The sequence below is a fragment of the Micromonospora solifontis genome, assembly GCF_003725545.1.
Taxonomy (GTDB): Bacteria; Actinomycetota; Actinomycetes; order Mycobacteriales; family Micromonosporaceae; genus Micromonospora; species Micromonospora solifontis.
Window position 1 is genome coordinate 38,877 of the sequence record NZ_RJLN01000029.1, and the last position, 14,275, is coordinate 53,151.

At 73.0% G+C, this 14,275-nt stretch carries 13 protein-coding genes; 5 read left to right on the forward strand and 8 right to left on the reverse strand.

Annotated features, from left to right (window positions below):
• Nucleotides 1–30: 30 nt before the first annotated feature.
• From EFE23_RS12815 to EFE23_RS12825, 3 genes are all read right to left on the reverse strand, one after another.
• Nucleotides 31–723, reverse strand: a complete 693-nt coding sequence (locus tag EFE23_RS12815) for an ABC transporter ATP-binding protein (RefSeq protein WP_123241138.1) — start codon at nucleotides 721–723, stop codon at nucleotides 31–33.
• Entirely contained in the window at nucleotides 710–1,471 is a 762-nt protein-coding gene (locus tag EFE23_RS12820) for an ABC transporter ATP-binding protein (protein WP_123241139.1), read from the reverse strand. The genes EFE23_RS12815 and EFE23_RS12820 overlap by 14 nt, the downstream gene beginning before the upstream one ends.
• Before the next feature lie 228 nt (nucleotides 1,472–1,699).
• A complete protein-coding gene (locus EFE23_RS12825) occupies nucleotides 1,700–2,899 on the reverse strand; it encodes an FAD-dependent monooxygenase (RefSeq protein ID WP_123241140.1) in 1,200 nt (399 codons plus the stop codon).
• Nucleotides 2,900–3,066: 167 nt separating this feature from the next.
• Between EFE23_RS12825 and EFE23_RS12830 the strand changes: the two genes are divergently transcribed.
• Entirely contained in the window at nucleotides 3,067–4,065 is a 999-nt protein-coding gene (locus EFE23_RS12830) for a GntR family transcriptional regulator (protein WP_123241141.1), read from the forward strand.
• 18 nt (nucleotides 4,066–4,083) lie between these two features.
• Here EFE23_RS12830 and EFE23_RS12835 read toward each other — a convergent pair whose 3' ends face one another.
• Nucleotides 4,084–5,121: an aminotransferase class V-fold PLP-dependent enzyme gene (locus EFE23_RS12835; RefSeq protein WP_123241142.1), complete on the reverse strand. Its 1,038-nt coding sequence runs from the start codon at nucleotides 5,119–5,121 to the stop codon at nucleotides 4,084–4,086.
• Between the two features lie 129 nt (nucleotides 5,122–5,250).
• On the opposite strand from EFE23_RS12835, the gene EFE23_RS12840 reads away from it, so the two are divergent.
• Complete coding sequence (locus EFE23_RS12840) at nucleotides 5,251–5,592, forward strand: NIPSNAP family protein (RefSeq protein WP_123241143.1); 342 nt, start codon at nucleotides 5,251–5,253, stop codon at nucleotides 5,590–5,592.
• 129 nt (nucleotides 5,593–5,721) lie between these two features.
• On the opposite strand, the gene dnaE is transcribed toward EFE23_RS12840, so the two are convergent.
• Complete coding sequence (gene dnaE / locus EFE23_RS12845; RefSeq protein WP_123241144.1) at nucleotides 5,722–9,255, reverse strand: DNA polymerase III subunit alpha; 3,534 nt, start codon at nucleotides 9,253–9,255, stop codon at nucleotides 5,722–5,724.
• 186 nt (nucleotides 9,256–9,441) lie between these two features.
• On the opposite strand from dnaE, the gene EFE23_RS12850 reads away from it, so the two are divergent.
• Together EFE23_RS12850 and EFE23_RS12855 are read left to right on the forward strand one after the other, a co-directional pair.
• Nucleotides 9,442–9,783 (forward strand): PadR family transcriptional regulator, encoded by a 342-nt coding sequence (locus tag EFE23_RS12850; protein WP_123241145.1) that lies wholly within the window; start codon nucleotides 9,442–9,444, stop codon nucleotides 9,781–9,783.
• Nucleotides 9,780–10,724, forward strand: coding sequence for a permease prefix domain 1-containing protein (locus tag EFE23_RS12855; RefSeq protein WP_123241146.1), 945 nt, complete (start codon nucleotides 9,780–9,782; stop codon nucleotides 10,722–10,724). The genes EFE23_RS12850 and EFE23_RS12855 overlap by 4 nt, the downstream gene beginning before the upstream one ends.
• A 78-nt stretch (nucleotides 10,725–10,802) precedes the next feature.
• On the opposite strand, the gene EFE23_RS12860 is transcribed toward EFE23_RS12855, so the two are convergent.
• Entirely contained in the window at nucleotides 10,803–11,483 is a 681-nt protein-coding gene (locus EFE23_RS12860; protein WP_199737046.1) for a TetR/AcrR family transcriptional regulator C-terminal domain-containing protein, read from the reverse strand.
• A 42-nt stretch (nucleotides 11,484–11,525) separates the two neighbouring features.
• Between EFE23_RS12860 and EFE23_RS28155 the strand changes: the two genes are divergently transcribed.
• On the forward strand, nucleotides 11,526–12,554 hold the full coding sequence (locus EFE23_RS28155) for a glycoside hydrolase family 113 protein (protein ID WP_158675852.1): 1,029 nt from the start codon (nucleotides 11,526–11,528) through the stop codon (nucleotides 12,552–12,554).
• A gap of 123 nt (nucleotides 12,555–12,677) precedes the next feature.
• Here EFE23_RS28155 and EFE23_RS12870 read toward each other — a convergent pair whose 3' ends face one another.
• Nucleotides 12,678–13,427 (reverse strand): YebC/PmpR family DNA-binding transcriptional regulator, encoded by a 750-nt coding sequence (locus EFE23_RS12870; RefSeq protein ID WP_123241147.1) that lies wholly within the window; start codon nucleotides 13,425–13,427, stop codon nucleotides 12,678–12,680.
• A 194-nt stretch (nucleotides 13,428–13,621) separates the two neighbouring features.
• Nucleotides 13,622–14,224 (reverse strand): pyridoxal 5'-phosphate synthase glutaminase subunit PdxT, encoded by a 603-nt coding sequence (pdxT, locus tag EFE23_RS12875; protein WP_123241160.1) that lies wholly within the window; start codon nucleotides 14,222–14,224, stop codon nucleotides 13,622–13,624.
• Between the last annotated feature and the right edge of the window lie 51 nt (nucleotides 14,225–14,275).

Sequence of the window (14,275 nt, forward strand, 5' to 3'; positions counted from 1 at the left end):
CCGCGCGGTCCGCGCGGGTCAGCCGTCGTTTCAGATGCCGAGGTACGCCAGCAGCTCGCGCTCCCGCGAGCGCACCTCGGAGTTGTCCATCGCCTCCGCGATCCGTCCCTCGGCCAGCAGGTAGTGCCGGTCGGCGACGCCGGTGGCGAAGTGCAGGTTCTGCTCGACCAGCAGCACGGTCACGCCGTGCTGCTTGGCCTCCCGCAGCAGGTCGCCGACCTGCTGCACGAGCAGCGGCGACAGCCCCTCGGTGGGCTCGTCGCAGAGCAGCAGCCGGGCGCCCATCCGGAGCACCCGGGCCAGGGCGAGCATCTGCTGCTCGCCGCCGGAGAGCATGGTGGCCGCCGAGTCGCGCCGGGTGTGCAGCGCCGGGAACGCCTCGTAGATCCGGTCCAGGGACCACGGGTCGGGGCCGACCCGGGGCGGCAGGGTGAGGTTCTCGGTGACGGTCAGCGTCGCGTACGCGCCGCGGTCGTCCGGGACCCAGCCGAGCCCCGCCCGGGCCCGCTTGTACGCCGGCAGCCGGGTGACGTCCCGGCCGTCGAGGGTGATCGTGCCGCGCTGGCCCGGGTGCAGCCCCATCACGCTGCGCAGCAGGGTGGACTTGCCGGCCCCGTTGCGGCCGACCAGGGTGACCACCTCGCCGGCGGCCACCTCCAGGCTCACCTCCCGCAGCACCTGCGCCTCGCCGTACCAGGCGGAGAGGTTCTCAATGCGCAGCATCCGCGGCTCCCAGGTAGGCGGTGATGACCCGCTCGTCGGCCCGGACCTGCTCGTACGGCCCCTCGACCAGCACCTTGCCGGCCTGCAGGACGGTCACGGTGTCGGCGAGCCGGCCGACGACGCTCATGTTGTGCTCGACCATCACCACGGTCCGGCCCTTGCGGACGGCGGCGATCAGGCCGACGGTGCGATCGACGTCCTCCAGCCCCATCCCGGCGGTGGGCTCGTCGAGCAGCAGCACCTTGGGGTCGAGGGCGAGGGCGATGGCCAGCTCCAGGGCCCGCTTGCGGCCGTACGCCAGCGCCTCGGCCGGCGCCTCCGCCAGCTCGGCGAGGTCGACCATGGCGAGCAGCTCGTCGGCCCGGTCCCGGTAGCGGCGCATCAGCGTGGCCGAGCGCCAGAACCGCCAGCCCAGCCCGCTGGGCGACTGGAGGGCCAGCTGCACGTGCTCCCGGGCGGAGAGCTGCGGGAAGAGGCTGGTGATCTGGAAGGAGCGGGCCACGCCCAGCCGGGCGACCCGCTCCGGCGGCAGGCCGGTGATGTCCCGGCCGTCCAGCTCAATCCGCCCGCCGCTGGCCGGCAGGAAGCCGGTGAGCAGGTTGAACAGGGTGGTCTTGCCGGCGCCGTTCGGCCCCACCAGGGCGTGCACGGTCTCCGGCGCCACGTCGAGGTCGACCCCGTCGACGGCCCGGAAGCCCCGGAAGTCCCGGGTCAGCCCACGGGCCGACAGGATCGCTTGCCCGGCCATCGCCTCACCCTCCGCAGGTGCGTCCGGCGACGACCAGGTCGGTGACCACGGTCACAGGGTCGTCGCGTGCAGGAAACCTACGGTGCGCCGAAGCGGTCGAGCCATGTCGATCGCCCACACATTCGGGCGGCGTCGAGCGGGCCCGCCCTCCATAGGGACGGGCCCGCGCGCCCCTTTCGACCGGGCCCGACCGGGATCGGCGAGCGTCGACATGTGGCGCCGCCACCGTCACCGGGTGGCGGCGTACTCCGGCAGGGTGAGGCCGTCGGCGTGGCTGAAGAACAGCTTGGTGGCGAGCCCGCGCAGCGGGCGGGAGGTCATCGCCCGCATGGACGCGTCCCGCATCCGGATCGCGGTCCGGCTGGCCGGCAGGAACCCGGAGATCCCGCCGCCCGGCAGCTCCTGCCCCTTCTTGACGTGCGCCCGCAGCAGCTCCTCGTACCGGCGGTACGCGACCCGGTGGTCACCCCCGGCGGCGGCCAGCTCCCCGGCCAGCAGGTACGCCCCGACCAGGGAGAGGCTGGTGCCCTGCCCGGTCAGCGGGGAGGGGCACCAGGCGGCGTCGCCGAGCAGCGCCACCCGCCCGGCACTCCAGGAGTCCATCCGCACCTGCCCGTACCGGTCGAAGTAGAAGTCCGGCGCGTCGCCCATCGCGGCCAGCAGCTCGGCGGCGCGCCAGCCGACGTCGGCGAAGCGCGCCGCGAGCAGCCGCTGCTGGGCCGCCCGGTCCCGGCGGTCCACGTCCAGTTCCGGCGAGGCGAAGCTGAAGAAGGCGCTGGACCGGCCGTGCCGGTTCGGGCGGGTGCCGACCACCCGGCCGCCGGGGGCGTTGTGCAGCAGGAACCAGCCGGTCTCGTCCGGGTTCGGGGTGGTGAAGTACGCCAGGTACGCCCCCAGCGGCCGGACGTACGCCGATTCGGGGCCGAAGGCGAGGGCCCGGGTGCGCGAGTGCGAGCCGTCCGCGCCGACCACCAGGTCGACGGTGCGCGGCGCGGAGCGGGTGAAGGTGAGCCGCACCCCCTCGTCGGTCTGGGTGAGCGACTCGATCGAGTCGTCGAAGACGTACTCCACGTCGGCGCGGGTCTTCTCGTACAGCAGCCGGGCCAGGTCGCCGCGCTCGATCTCGATGTCGGCGACGATGCCCTCGCCGGCGAAGGCATGCACCGGCATCCGGGCGCGCACCTCGCCCCGCGCGTCCACGTACGCCAGGCCCTGCTCGCGGACGCACTCGGCCCGGATCCGGTCGGTCAACCCCATCCGCCCGACCACCTCGCGGGCGGTCCCCCGCACGTCGACCGCCTGCCCGCCGGGGCGCAGCCCCGGTGTGCGTTCCACCACCGTGACGGCGAAGCCGTACCGGCGCAGCCAGAAGGCCAGGGCGGGGCCGGCGATGCCGGCGCCGGAGATGAGTACCGTCCTGTCGTTCATCAGAGCGCTCCCGAGTTCGTGCGTACACCGTCAACCCGGCCCGCGCCGGGTCTGCGTCGGACGGTATGCGCGCGGCGTTCCCCGCGCCCGCGGCGAACTAGTACGCTGCGCCCACGAGGGCCGGCCGGCCCCGCTCGCACTAGTACGCTCCGCCGGGGAGGACCGCGATGACCGGTGTCGAGCCGCCGTACCGGCGGATCGCCGCGGAGATCCGCCGCCGCATCGACCTCGGGGAGCTGCGCCCCGGCGACCCGGTGCCCTCGGCCCGCCGGCTCACCCGCGAGCACGGGGTGGCGATCGCCACCGCCACCAAGGTCCTCGCCCTGCTCCGCGACGAGGGCCTCGTGCTGACCCGACCGGGTGCGGGCACCGTGGTCGCCCCGGCCCACCGGCCCTCCGGGCCGGGCACGTCCACCGCCGCGCCGCGACCCGGGACCGCCGGGGCGCCGTCCGGCCCGCGGCGCGGCCCGGACGGCGGTGAGCCGGAGCTGAGCCGGGACGCCTTGATCCGTCGGGCCGTCGCCCGCGCCGACGCGGGCGGCCTCGGCGCGGTCTCCATGCGCCAACTCGCCGCCGAGCTGGGCACGGCCACCATGTCGCTCTACCGGCACGTACGCGGCCGGGACGACCTGATCCTCGCCATGGCCGACGCGGTGCTGGGCGACGCCCCGCTGCCCGCCGTGCCGCCGGCCGGCTGGCGGGCCCGGCTCGACCTGCTGGCCCGGGCGCAGTGGGCGGTCTACCGGCGGCACCCCTGGCTGCCGCACGTCATCTCGATGGCCCGCCCGCAGCCGCTGCCCAACGGCATGGGGCACACCGAGTGGGCGCTGCGGGCCACCGACGGACTGGGCCTGGACCGGCACGTGCGCTGGCACGTGACGATCACCCTGATGGCGTACGTGCGGGGCATCGCCACCAACCTGGAGCCGGGCGAGCAGGCGGTGCAGGACACCGGCCTCAGCGACGACCAGTGGGTGGACCGTCACCGGGACACCTTCCAGCGCATGTTCAGCACCGGTGGCCTCACCAGGATGGCCGCGCTGACCGGCCCGGGCCAGGTCGACATCGACCTGGAGACCGTCTTCGACTTCGGCCTGCGTCGCCTCCTCGACGGCTACGCCGCCCTGATCGAGGGCCGCGACGGCGAGGCCGGCCCGGGCCGCTGACCGGCTGCGGCCGGAACGTCAGCCGGCCAGCGCGTCCAGCGCCAGGTCCACGTCCTCCTCGGTGGTGTAGAGGTGGAACGAGGCGCGGACCCGGCCCGCCCGGACCGCCGCGCGCACCCCCGCCCGGGCCAGCCTCTCCTGCGCGCCGGGCACCTCCACCGTCACGATCGCGCTGTCGCCGGACGGCCGGCCCAGCCCGGTCAGGAACCGGTTGGCCAGCGCGACGTCGTGCGCGTGGACGGCGGGCAGCCCGATCTCGGCGAGCAGTTCCAGGGCCGGCGCCGCCCCGACCCAACTGAACCAGGCCGGGGAGATGTCGAACCGCCGGGCGTCCTCGGCGAGCCGGAGCGGCGGGCCGTAGTAGGAGGCGTGCGGGTCGGCGCCCGCGTACCAGTTCGCGGCGTCGGGCCGCATCCGGTCACGCAGCCCGGGGGCCAGGTAGGCGAAGGCCACCCCCCGCGGCGCCATCAACCACTTGTACGCGGACACCACCACCGCGTCCGCCCGGGCGGCCGCGAACGGCAGCCAGCCGCAGCCCTGGGTGGCGTCCACCGCCACGAGGGCGCCGTGCGCCCGGGCCGCCGCGACGATCTCCTCGTACGGGGCGACCGTGCCGTCGGCGGACTGCACCAGGCTGAACGCCACCAGGTCGGTGCCGGCGTCGATGGCCTCGACCAGCCCGGCGGCCGGCACCGTCCGCACCCGCACCCCGCGCTCCTCCTGCACCAGCCAGGGGAAGAGGTTGGAGGTGAACTCGATCTCCGGCACCAGCACGGTCGCGCCGGCCGGCAGCGCGGCGGCGACCGGGGCCAGCAACTGCGAGGCGGTGCTGCCGATCGCCACGTCGGCCGGGGCCACCCCGACCAGGCCGGCGAACGCGGTCCGCGCCCGGCCGACCGACTCGGCCCAGCCTTCCCACGAGACCCGCCCCACCCGCCAGTCGGCGAGCACGTCCTGCACCGCCGTCCAGGCCGGTTCGGGCGGCAACCCGTACGTGGCGGTGTTCAGCCACCCGGGGTCCGGCTGCCACAGCTTCTGCGCCTGCTCGAGTTCCATGCCGCCGACGCTAGCCGCGCCGACGGGGTCCCGGTCAGCGCCAATCACCCGGTCGTGGCCTGGCCGGACGCTGGTGTCACCGGATCACGACGGATAGCGTCAGCGTCGCGTCCACTCCGGAGGTCACCGATGATTCTCGAGATCCGCACCTACCGCCTGAAGCCCGGCACGATCGACGAGTTCGTCCGGGTGATGCGGGAGGAGGCCAGCCCGCTGCTCGGCCGCTTCGGCATCCGGGTGGTGGCCGCCGGGGCCTCCCTGGTCCGCGAGGACGGCCATGAGGAGGCGTACCTGATCCGGGGGTTCCCGTCGCTGGCGGTCCGGGACGAGCAGGAGGCGGCGTTCTACGGCAGCGACGCCTGGCGGGACGGCCCCCGCGAGGCGATCCTGTCCCGCATCGAGAGCTACCACACCGTGGTGCTGGAGACCTCCGACGCCGCCGGCGACGTGCTCTGCGGCCACCGACCCTGACCCCGGACCGCACCGCTGTCCGCGCCAGACCGGCCAGGGGCGCGCTCGAATGCGGATGTGGTGGCCTCCCGCCGTCGGCGAGGCCACCACTTCCCGGATCGAGCGCGATCTCGGCGGCGGCGGAGCGGGTCAGCTGACGTTGGCGGGGCCGAGGACGCTCTTCAGGTCGCCCATCAGGGCGGTGGTGGCGGCGACCCGGAACGGGCCGAGGCGCAGCGTGGTGACCTTGCCGCCGTTGAGCAGCTTGACGTGCACCTCGGTGTCGCCGGGGTGCAGCACCAGGGTCTCCTTGAGCTTCTCCACCAGCGGCGGGGTGCACCGGTGCACCGGGATGGTGAGGGTGACCGGCTTGTTCGCCGGGTTGCTGCTGATGTCCGGCATGGACATGTCCATCGCCATGATCCGCGGGATGTCGTCGCGCCGGTCGACCCGCCCCTTGACCACCACGATCGCGTCCTCGGCGATGTACTGGCCGATCACCTCGTAGGTGTTGGGGAAGAAGAGCGTCTCGACCCCACCGGCCAGGTCCTCCAGGGTGGCCGACGCCCAGGCCCGGCCCTGCTTGGTGACCCGGCGCTGCACCCCGGAGAGGATGCCGGCCAGGGTGACCACGGCGCCGTCGGGCACCGCGCCCTCCTCGGCGAGCGAGGCGATGGTGGTGTCGGCCGCCGCGTTGAGGATGTGCTCCAGGCCGAACAGCGGGTGGTCGGAGACGTACAGGCCGAGCATCTCGCGCTCGAAGGCGAGCTTGTCGCGCTTGTCCCACTCCCCCTCGGCGATGGTCGGCATGACCGTGGTGCTGCCGCCGGTCTCGGCCTCGCCGAAGCCGGCGCCGAAGAGGTCGTACTGGCCGACGGCCTCCTTGCGCTTGACGTCGGCGTACGCGTCGATCGCGTCGGCGTGCACCGCCAGCAGGCCCTTGCGCGGGTGGCGCATCACGTCGAACGCCCCGGCCTTGATCAGCGATTCGATGGTCTTCTTGTTGCAGACCACCGCGTCCACCTTGGACAGGAAGTCGTAGAAGTCGGCGTACGCGCCCTTCTCCTCCCGGCACCGCATGATCGAGGTGACCACGTTCGCGCCGACGTTGCGGATGGCCGCCAGGCCGAACCGGATGTCCTTCCCGACCGGGGTGAACGGCCCGGCCGAGGTGTTCACGTCCGGCGGCAGCACCTGGATGCCCATCCGGCGGCACTCGGCGAGATAGAGCGCCATCTTGTCCTTGTCGTCGCCGACGGAGGTGAGCAGCGCCGCCATGTACTCGGCCGGGTAGTGCGCCTTGAGATACGCCGTCCAGTACGAGACCAGCCCGTACGCGGCCGAGTGCGCCTTGTTGAAGGCGTAGCCGGCGAACGGGACGAGGACGTCCCAGACGGCCTGGATGGCCTGGTCGGAGTAGCCGCGTTCGCGGCAGCCGTCCCGGAACGGGATGAACTCCTTGTCGAGGATCTCCTTCTTCTTCTTGCCCATCGCCCGGCGCAGCAGGTCGGCCTGGCCGAGGCTGTAGCCGGCGAGGATCTGCGCGGCGCGCTGCACCTGCTCCTGGTAGACGATCAGGCCGTAGGTGGGCGCGAGGATCTCCCGCAGCGGCTCCTCCAGCTCCGGGTGGATCGGGGTGATCTCCTGGAGCCCGTTCTTGCGCAGCGCGTAGTTGGTGTGCGAGTCGACGCCCATCGGGCCGGGCCGGTAGAGGGCCAGCACGGCGGAGATGTCCTCGAAGTTGTCCGGCTTCATCAGCCGCAGCAGCGAGCGCATCGGCCCGCCGTCGAGCTGGAACACGCCCAGCGTGTCACCGCGGGCGAGCAGCTCGTAGGCGGCCTTGTCGTCCAGCGGCAGGGCCAGCAGGTCCAGCTCCTTGTTGTGGTTGAGCTGGATGTTCTTGACCGCGTCGTCAATGATCGTCAGGTTGCGCAGGCCGAGGAAGTCCATCTTCAGCAGCCCGAGCGACTCGCAGGTCGGGTAGTCGAACTGCGTGATGATCACGCCGTCGGAGTCGCGCCGCATCAGCGGGATGTGTTCGATGATCGGCTCGGCGGACATGATCACGCCGGCCGCGTGCACGCCGGTCTGGCGGATCAGGCCCTCGATGCCCTTCGCGGTCTCGATGACCTTCTTGACGTCCGGGTCGGACTCGTAGAGGCCGCGGATCTCGCCGGCTTCGGCGTAGCGCGGGTGCTTCGGGTCGAAGATGCCGGACAGCGGGATGTCCTTGCCCATCACCGCCGGGGGCATCGCCTTGGTGATCCGGTCGCCCACCGCGTACGGGTAGCCCAGCACCCGGGCCGAGTCCTTGATCGCGGCCTTCGCCTTGATCGTGCCGAAGGTGGCGATCTGCGCGACCTTGTCCTCGCCCCACTTGTCGGTGACGTACCGGATCACCTCACCGCGCCGGCGCTCGTCGAAGTCGATGTCGACATCCGGCATGGAGACCCGCTCGGGGTTGAGGAACCGCTCGAAGATCAGGCCGTGCGGGATCGGGTCCAGGTCGGTGATGCCCAGCGCGTACGCGACCAGCGAGCCGGCGGCCGAGCCACGGCCCGGGCCCACCGCGATGCCCTGGCTCTTCGCCCACTGGATGAAGTCGGCGACCACGAGGAAGTACGACGGGAAGCCCATCTGGATGATGACGCCCAGCTCGTACTCCGCCTGGACGACGTGCCCCTCCGGGATGCCGTTCGGGAAGCGGCGCTGCAACCCCGCGAACGTCTCCTTGCGGAACCAGGACTCCTCGGTCTCCCCCTCCGGGATGGGGAAGCGCGGCATCAGGTTGTGGAACTCGAACATCCCGGCCGGGTCGACCTTCTCGGCGACCAGCAGGGTGTTGCGGCAGCCCTGCTGCCACAGCTCGGACGAGTCGACCGCGCGCATCTGCTCGGCGGACTTCACGAAGTAGCCGCCGCCCTCGAACCGGAACCGGTTGGGGTCGGCGATGTTGCTGCCGGTCTGCACGCAGAGCAGCACGTCGTGCGCCTCGGCCTGCGCCTCGTGCGTGTAGTGCGAGTCGTTCGTGACCACCGGCGGGATGTCGAGCTTGCGGGCGATCTCGGTGAGCCCGTCGCGGACCCGGCGCTCGATGTCGAGGCCGTGGTCCATGATCTCGAGGAAGTAGTTGTCCTTGCCGAAGATGTCCTGGTACGCGGCGGCGACCTTGAGCGCCTCGTCGAACTGGCCGAGCCGCAGCCGGGTCTGCACCGCGCCGGACGGGCAGCCGGTGGTGGCCATGATGCCCGCGGCGTGCTCGGCGATCAGCTCCATGTCCATCCGGGGCCACTTGACGTAGTGGCCCTCCATGGAGGCGCGTGAGTTGAGCCGGAACAGGTTGTGCAGGCCGGTCTTGTTGGCCGCCCACATGGTCATGTGGGTGATCGCGCCGTTACCGGAGACGTCGTCGCTCTTCTGCTCGGGGCGGCCCCACTTGACCCGCTGCTTGTGGAAGCGCGACTCCGGCGCCACGTACGCCTCGACGCCGAGGATCGGCTTGACTCCGGCGGCCATCGCCTGCTTGTAGAAGTCGTTCGCGCCGTGCATGTTGCCGTGGTCGGTGATCGCAACCGCCGGCATGCCGAGCCGCGCGGCCTCGGCGAAGAGGTCCTTGAGCCGGGCCGCCCCGTCGAGCATCGAGTACTCGGTGTGCACGTGCAGATGCGCGAACGAATCGGCCATGCGTGGCGCCCCCCGGCGGTGTGGATCTTGTTGGTCGGAGCCGACCGGCACCTACCCTACCGACGCCGCCCGACGGCCTCCACCGTCCGCGCCGGGGGTGGCCCGGGTCTCTCCGCTCAATGCCCCCGCTTCACGCAACGCTGTAACGTTGGCCAATAGTGTGTGACACACGGTATGGTGTGAGACATGGTGAGCGAGGAGGTCCTCCGGACCCATCTCCAGGAGCTGCGGCGGGGCACCGTGGTGGTGGCCAGCCTGGTCGCGCTGCGTCAGCCCGACTACGGCTACGCGCTGCTGCAACGGCTGGGCGCGCACGGCTTCCCGGTCGACGCGAACACGCTCTATCCCCTGCTCCGGCGGCTGGAGGAGCAGGGGCTGCTGACCAGCGAGTGGAACACCGAGGAGAGCCGGCCGCGCAAGTTCTACCGCACCAGCGCCGACGGGGAGGGGGTACTGCGCCGCCTCCTCGACGACCTGGCCGCGGTGCAGGACTCCGTCGCCGGGCTGATCGAAGGAGTGGGCCGATGAGCACCCTGACCGACCGCTACCTCGCCGCCACGCTGCGGGCCGTGCCGGCGCAGCGCCGGGCCGAGCTCGACGAGGAGCTGCGCGGATCCATCGCGGACATGATCGACGATCGGACCGCCGGCGGGCAGGACCGGGCCACGGCCGAGCGGGAGGTGCTCACCGAGCTGGGCAACCCCGAGCAGCTCGCCGCCCGGTACGCCGACCGACCGCTCCAGCTCATCGGCCCGCGCTACTACCTGGTCTGGTGGCGGGTGCTCCGTATGCTGCTCACCTTCGTCCCGGCCGTCGCGGGCGTGGTGGCCGGCGTGGCCAAGGCGACCGTCGGCGGTGAGCCGGGCGCCGCGATCGGCGCCGGGATCGTCGGGGCACTGCAGGCGACGGTGCAGACCGCGTTCTGGATCACCGCCGTCTTCGCGGTGGCCGAACGCGTGAACCCGGAGCCGAAGCTGCCCGCGTGGAGCGTCGACCAGCTGCCCGAGGCGCCGAAGGAGCGGCAGGTCACCCTGGTCGACAGCTGCGGGTCGATAGCGTTCCTGCTGTGCGCGGCCGCGTTTCTGTCGTGGCAGCACTTCCAGCCCTGGATGTCCGGCGACGGCTCCCGGCTGCCGATGCTCGACCCGGCACTGTGGAGCTTCTGGCTGCCGTTCCTGATCGCGGTGCTCGTCGCCACCGTCGGTCTGGAGATCGCCAAGTACCGGGCCGGCCGGTGGACGTGGCCGCTGGTCGCGGTCAACGCCGTACTGGACCTGGCGTTCGCCGTGCCGGTCGCCTGGCTGCTGCTCACCGACCGGCTGCTCAACCCCCAGCTGGTGCAGCGGTTCGACTGGCTGCGCGAGGGCGGCGCGCAGGACGTGGCCCGGATCGCGGTGGTGGTCACCGTCGCGATCACCGTCTGGGACCTCGTCGACAGCGCCGTCAAGGCCCGGCGGCAGGCCGGCTGAGCCCGGCGTGAGCCCGGCGCACCCGGGGGCGCCGGGCTCACCCCGCAGTCGCGGCGGCCCGCCGCGCGCCGCGGCTGGTCACCCGAGTTTCCCGGCGATGCCGTCGAGCACGATCTCCAGGCCGGCGTCGAACGCCTCCACCGCGTCCAGCTGGCGCCCCTGCGCGAAGAGCCGGGCCAGCGCCGGATGGCGCCCGTCGCCGACGGCCCGGGCGAGGTAGCGCAGCTGCTCCTCGGGCGGCACGTGGGCGGTCGCGCCGGCCGGCACCCGCAGCAGCTCCAGGTGCAGCTGGCCGACCAGGTAGCCGAGGAAGGCGTTCGCGGCGTGCATCAGCGTGTCCGGCGCCAGGCCCGGCCGGTCCAGGGCGGCGAAGAGCCACTCCTGGTACGCCAGCCCGTTCGGCCCGTACGGGGGACGGCTGCCGAGCAGCGGCACGTACCAGGGGTGGCGGCGCGCGACGGCGACGGTGGCGGCGGCGAGCGCCCGCAGCCGGTCCCGCCAGTCGCCCGAGGGCGGGTCGGGCAGTTCGATCTCGCCGCAGGCCGCGTCGGCCAGCAGGTCCAGCAGGTCGTCCCAGGAGTCGAGGTGCCGGTACAGGCGCATCGGCAGGACGTCGAGCCGGGCGGCGACGCCGCGCAGGGTCACCGCGTCGAGGCCGCCGGCGTCGGCGAGGGCGCCGGCCGCGGCCACGATCATCGCGCGGTCCAGCGCCGGCCGGTGCCGGCGGGACGGCTCCGGGCGTTCCCAGACCACACCCACGAGATACAGTGTATCGGAATTGATACGGCGTATCAGAAAGGGGTGGCGATGCGGATCCGGGGCGTCGTCTACGACACCGGCGTGGAGCTGCTGCCCGGCCGGCCGTCCCGGCCGGCGTTCGACCCGGACCGGGTCCGCGCCGACCTCCGGACGATCGCCACCGAACTGCACGCCACCGCGGTCCGCCTGGTCGGGCAGGACCTGGGCCGGCTGCGGCTGGCCGCCGAGGCCGCCGCCGACGCGGGCCTCGCGGTGTGGCTCTCCCCCGCCCTGCCCGACGCCACCCCCCGCGCGGCCCGGGAGCAGCTCGCCGCCTGCGCCGACGACGCCGAACGGCTGCGCGCGCAGGGCGCCGAGGTGGTGCTGGTGGTCGGCTGGGAGGCCACCCTCTTCCTGCGCGGCATCGTCGCCGGGGCCACCGCCGCCGACCGGATGGCGACCATGACCAGCCCGCGCCGGCTGCTGTGGAGCACGCTGCGGCACGGGCCCTTCCCGTACGCCCTCAACCGGCACCTGCGCCGTGCCGCCAGCACCGCGCGGGCGCGGTTCCACGGCCCGATCACGTACGCCGCGCTGGGCTTCGAGAGCGTTGACTGGCGCCCGTTCGACCAAGTGGGGGTGGACCACTACCGCGGCGGGGAGTCACCGGAGGCCTGGGCGGCGGCGATCGGGCGGCGGCAGCGGCACGGCCGGCCCGTGGTGCTGACCGAGCTGGGCTGCGCCACGTACGCGGGCGCCGAGACGCGGGGGGCGCTGGCCTGGACGGTGGTCGACCGTGCCGCCGACCCACCGCGGCTGCGCGAGCCGGTGGTCCGGGACGAGCAGGCACAGGCGGTGGAGCTCGGCCGGCTGCTGGACCTCGCCGACCGGGCCGGGGTCGAGGGCGCCTTCGTCTACACCTACGCGGCGTTCAGCTACCCCCACCGGCCGGAGCCGGAGCTGGACCTGGACACCGCCGGCTACGGCCTGGTCGCGGTGCTGCCCGACGGCTCGGTCCGCCGCAAGGCGGCCTTCGACGCGGTCGCGCGGCGCTTCGATTCACCGGGCGAGGGGTCCCGGCTCGCGGGCTGACCCTGGCCCGGTCCCCCGGTCCCCCGGTCCGCCCGGCACGGGGCGGGGCGGACCGATGGGGCACGGTGGGCGGCCCGGGCCGGACGATCGTCTCGCCCGGCCCGAGCCGCCCGCCGGTCGCGGTCAGCCGACCGCGGCCATCACCTCGTCGGAGACGTCGAAGTTGGCGTACACGTTCTGCACGTCGTCGCAGTCCTCGAGGACGTCGATCAGCTTGAAGATCTTGCGCGCGCCCTCCTCGTCCAGCGGCACGTTGACGCTGGGGATCAGGGAGGACTCGGCCGACTCGTACTCGATGCCGGCGTCCTGCAGCGCGGTGCGCACCGCGATGAGATCGGTCGGCTCGGAGACCACCTCGAACGCCTCGCCGAGGTCGTTGACCTCCTCGGCGCCGGCGTCCAGGACCGCCATCATCACGTCGTCCTCGCTGGTGCCGGCCTTGGGCACGATCACCACGCCCTTGCGGGAGAACATGTACGACACCGAACCGGCGTCGGCGAACGAGCCGCCGTTGCGGGTCAGCGCGGTGCGTACCTCGGTGGCGGCGCGGTTGCGGTTGTCCGTCAGGCACTCGATGAGCAGGGCGACGCCGTTCGGGCCGTAGCCCTCGTACATGATCGTCTGGTAGTCGGCGCCGCCGGCCTCCAGGCCGGAGCCCCGCTTGACCGCGCGGTCGATGTTGTCGTTCGGGACGGAGTTCTTCTTCGCCTTCTGGATGGCGTCGTAGAGGGTCGGGTTGCCGGCCGGGTCGCCGCCGCCGGTCCGGGCCGCCACCTCGACGTTCTTGATCAGCTTGGCGAACATCTTGCCGCGCTTGGCGTCGATGACGGCCTTCTTGTGCTTGGTGGTCGCCCACTTTGAGTGGCCGGACATCTCATACCTCCGTCTGTTGACTCACGCCTGCGTCGACTGTCCGCGCCCGCGCCACACCGGGACCGACGTGCGGTCGGATGGGGGGCGGCGGCGGGCGGTGAGCCCTGCCGAACCGCGGCAATCCTACCGAGGTCGGCCCGGTCGGTGTCACACACGGCACCGCTCGGGGTGGCTGGGACGCCGTCGGGGCGGCCTCAGGCGGCCCGGACGAGGTCCACGAAGTAGCGGTGCAGCCGCGGGTCGCCGGTCAGCTCCGGGTGGAACGAGGTGGCCAGCAGGTTGCCCTGCCGGACCGCCACGATCCGATCCGCGGCCGGCCCGTCGGTGACCCGGCCGAGCACCTCCACCCCGTCGTCCACCCGCTCGACCCAGGGCGCGCGAATGAATACGGCGTGGAACGGACCGCCGTCGACCCCGTCGAGCCGCACCGGCGCCTCGAACGAGTCGACCTGTCGACCGAACGCGTTGCGCCGCACGGTCATTCCGATGCCCTGGAATCCGCGCTGGTCGGGACGGCCGTCGAGGACCTCGGCGGCCAGCATGATCATGCCGGCGCAGGAACCGTAGACGGGCATCCCGGCGGCGATCCGCTTGTCGATCGGCTCGCGCATCTCGAAGATGTCGGCGAGCTTGCTGATCGTGGTCGACTCGCCGCCCGGAATGACCAGCCCGTCGACCGCGTCCAGCTCCGCCGGCCGACGCACCGGACGGGCGTCCGCGCCGGCCGCGGCCAGGGCGGCGACGTGTTCGCGTACGTCGCCCTGCAGGGCGAGCACGCCGATGCGGGGTGCCCCCACCATCGCTCCTCTCAGGTGTTGGGAAGGGGCCCCTGCTCTACCGGAGGCGTT

Coding starts and splice junctions, on each gene's coding strand:
- EFE23_RS12835 (WP_123241142.1), bottom strand. CDS start 5,121: ATGGAACTCGAGCAGGCGCAGAAGCTGTGGCAGCCGGACCCCGGGTGG.
- EFE23_RS12825 (WP_123241140.1), bottom strand. CDS start 2,899: ATGAACGACAGGACGGTACTCATCTCCGGCGCCGGCATCGCCGGCCCC.
- EFE23_RS12830 (WP_123241141.1), top strand. CDS start 3,067: ATGACCGGTGTCGAGCCGCCGTACCGGCGGATCGCCGCGGAGATCCGC.
- EFE23_RS12815 (WP_123241138.1), bottom strand. CDS start 723: ATGCTGCGCATTGAGAACCTCTCCGCCTGGTACGGCGAGGCGCAGGTG.
- dnaE (WP_123241144.1), bottom strand. CDS start 9,255: ATGGCCGATTCGTTCGCGCATCTGCACGTGCACACCGAGTACTCGATG.
- EFE23_RS12870 (WP_123241147.1), bottom strand. CDS start 13,427: ATGTCCGGCCACTCAAAGTGGGCGACCACCAAGCACAAGAAGGCCGTC.
- EFE23_RS12855 (WP_123241146.1), top strand. CDS start 9,780: ATGAGCACCCTGACCGACCGCTACCTCGCCGCCACGCTGCGGGCCGTG.
- EFE23_RS12850 (WP_123241145.1), top strand. CDS start 9,442: ATGGTGAGCGAGGAGGTCCTCCGGACCCATCTCCAGGAGCTGCGGCGG.
- EFE23_RS12840 (WP_123241143.1), top strand. CDS start 5,251: ATGATTCTCGAGATCCGCACCTACCGCCTGAAGCCCGGCACGATCGAC.
- EFE23_RS12820 (WP_123241139.1), bottom strand. CDS start 1,471: ATGGCCGGGCAAGCGATCCTGTCGGCCCGTGGGCTGACCCGGGACTTC.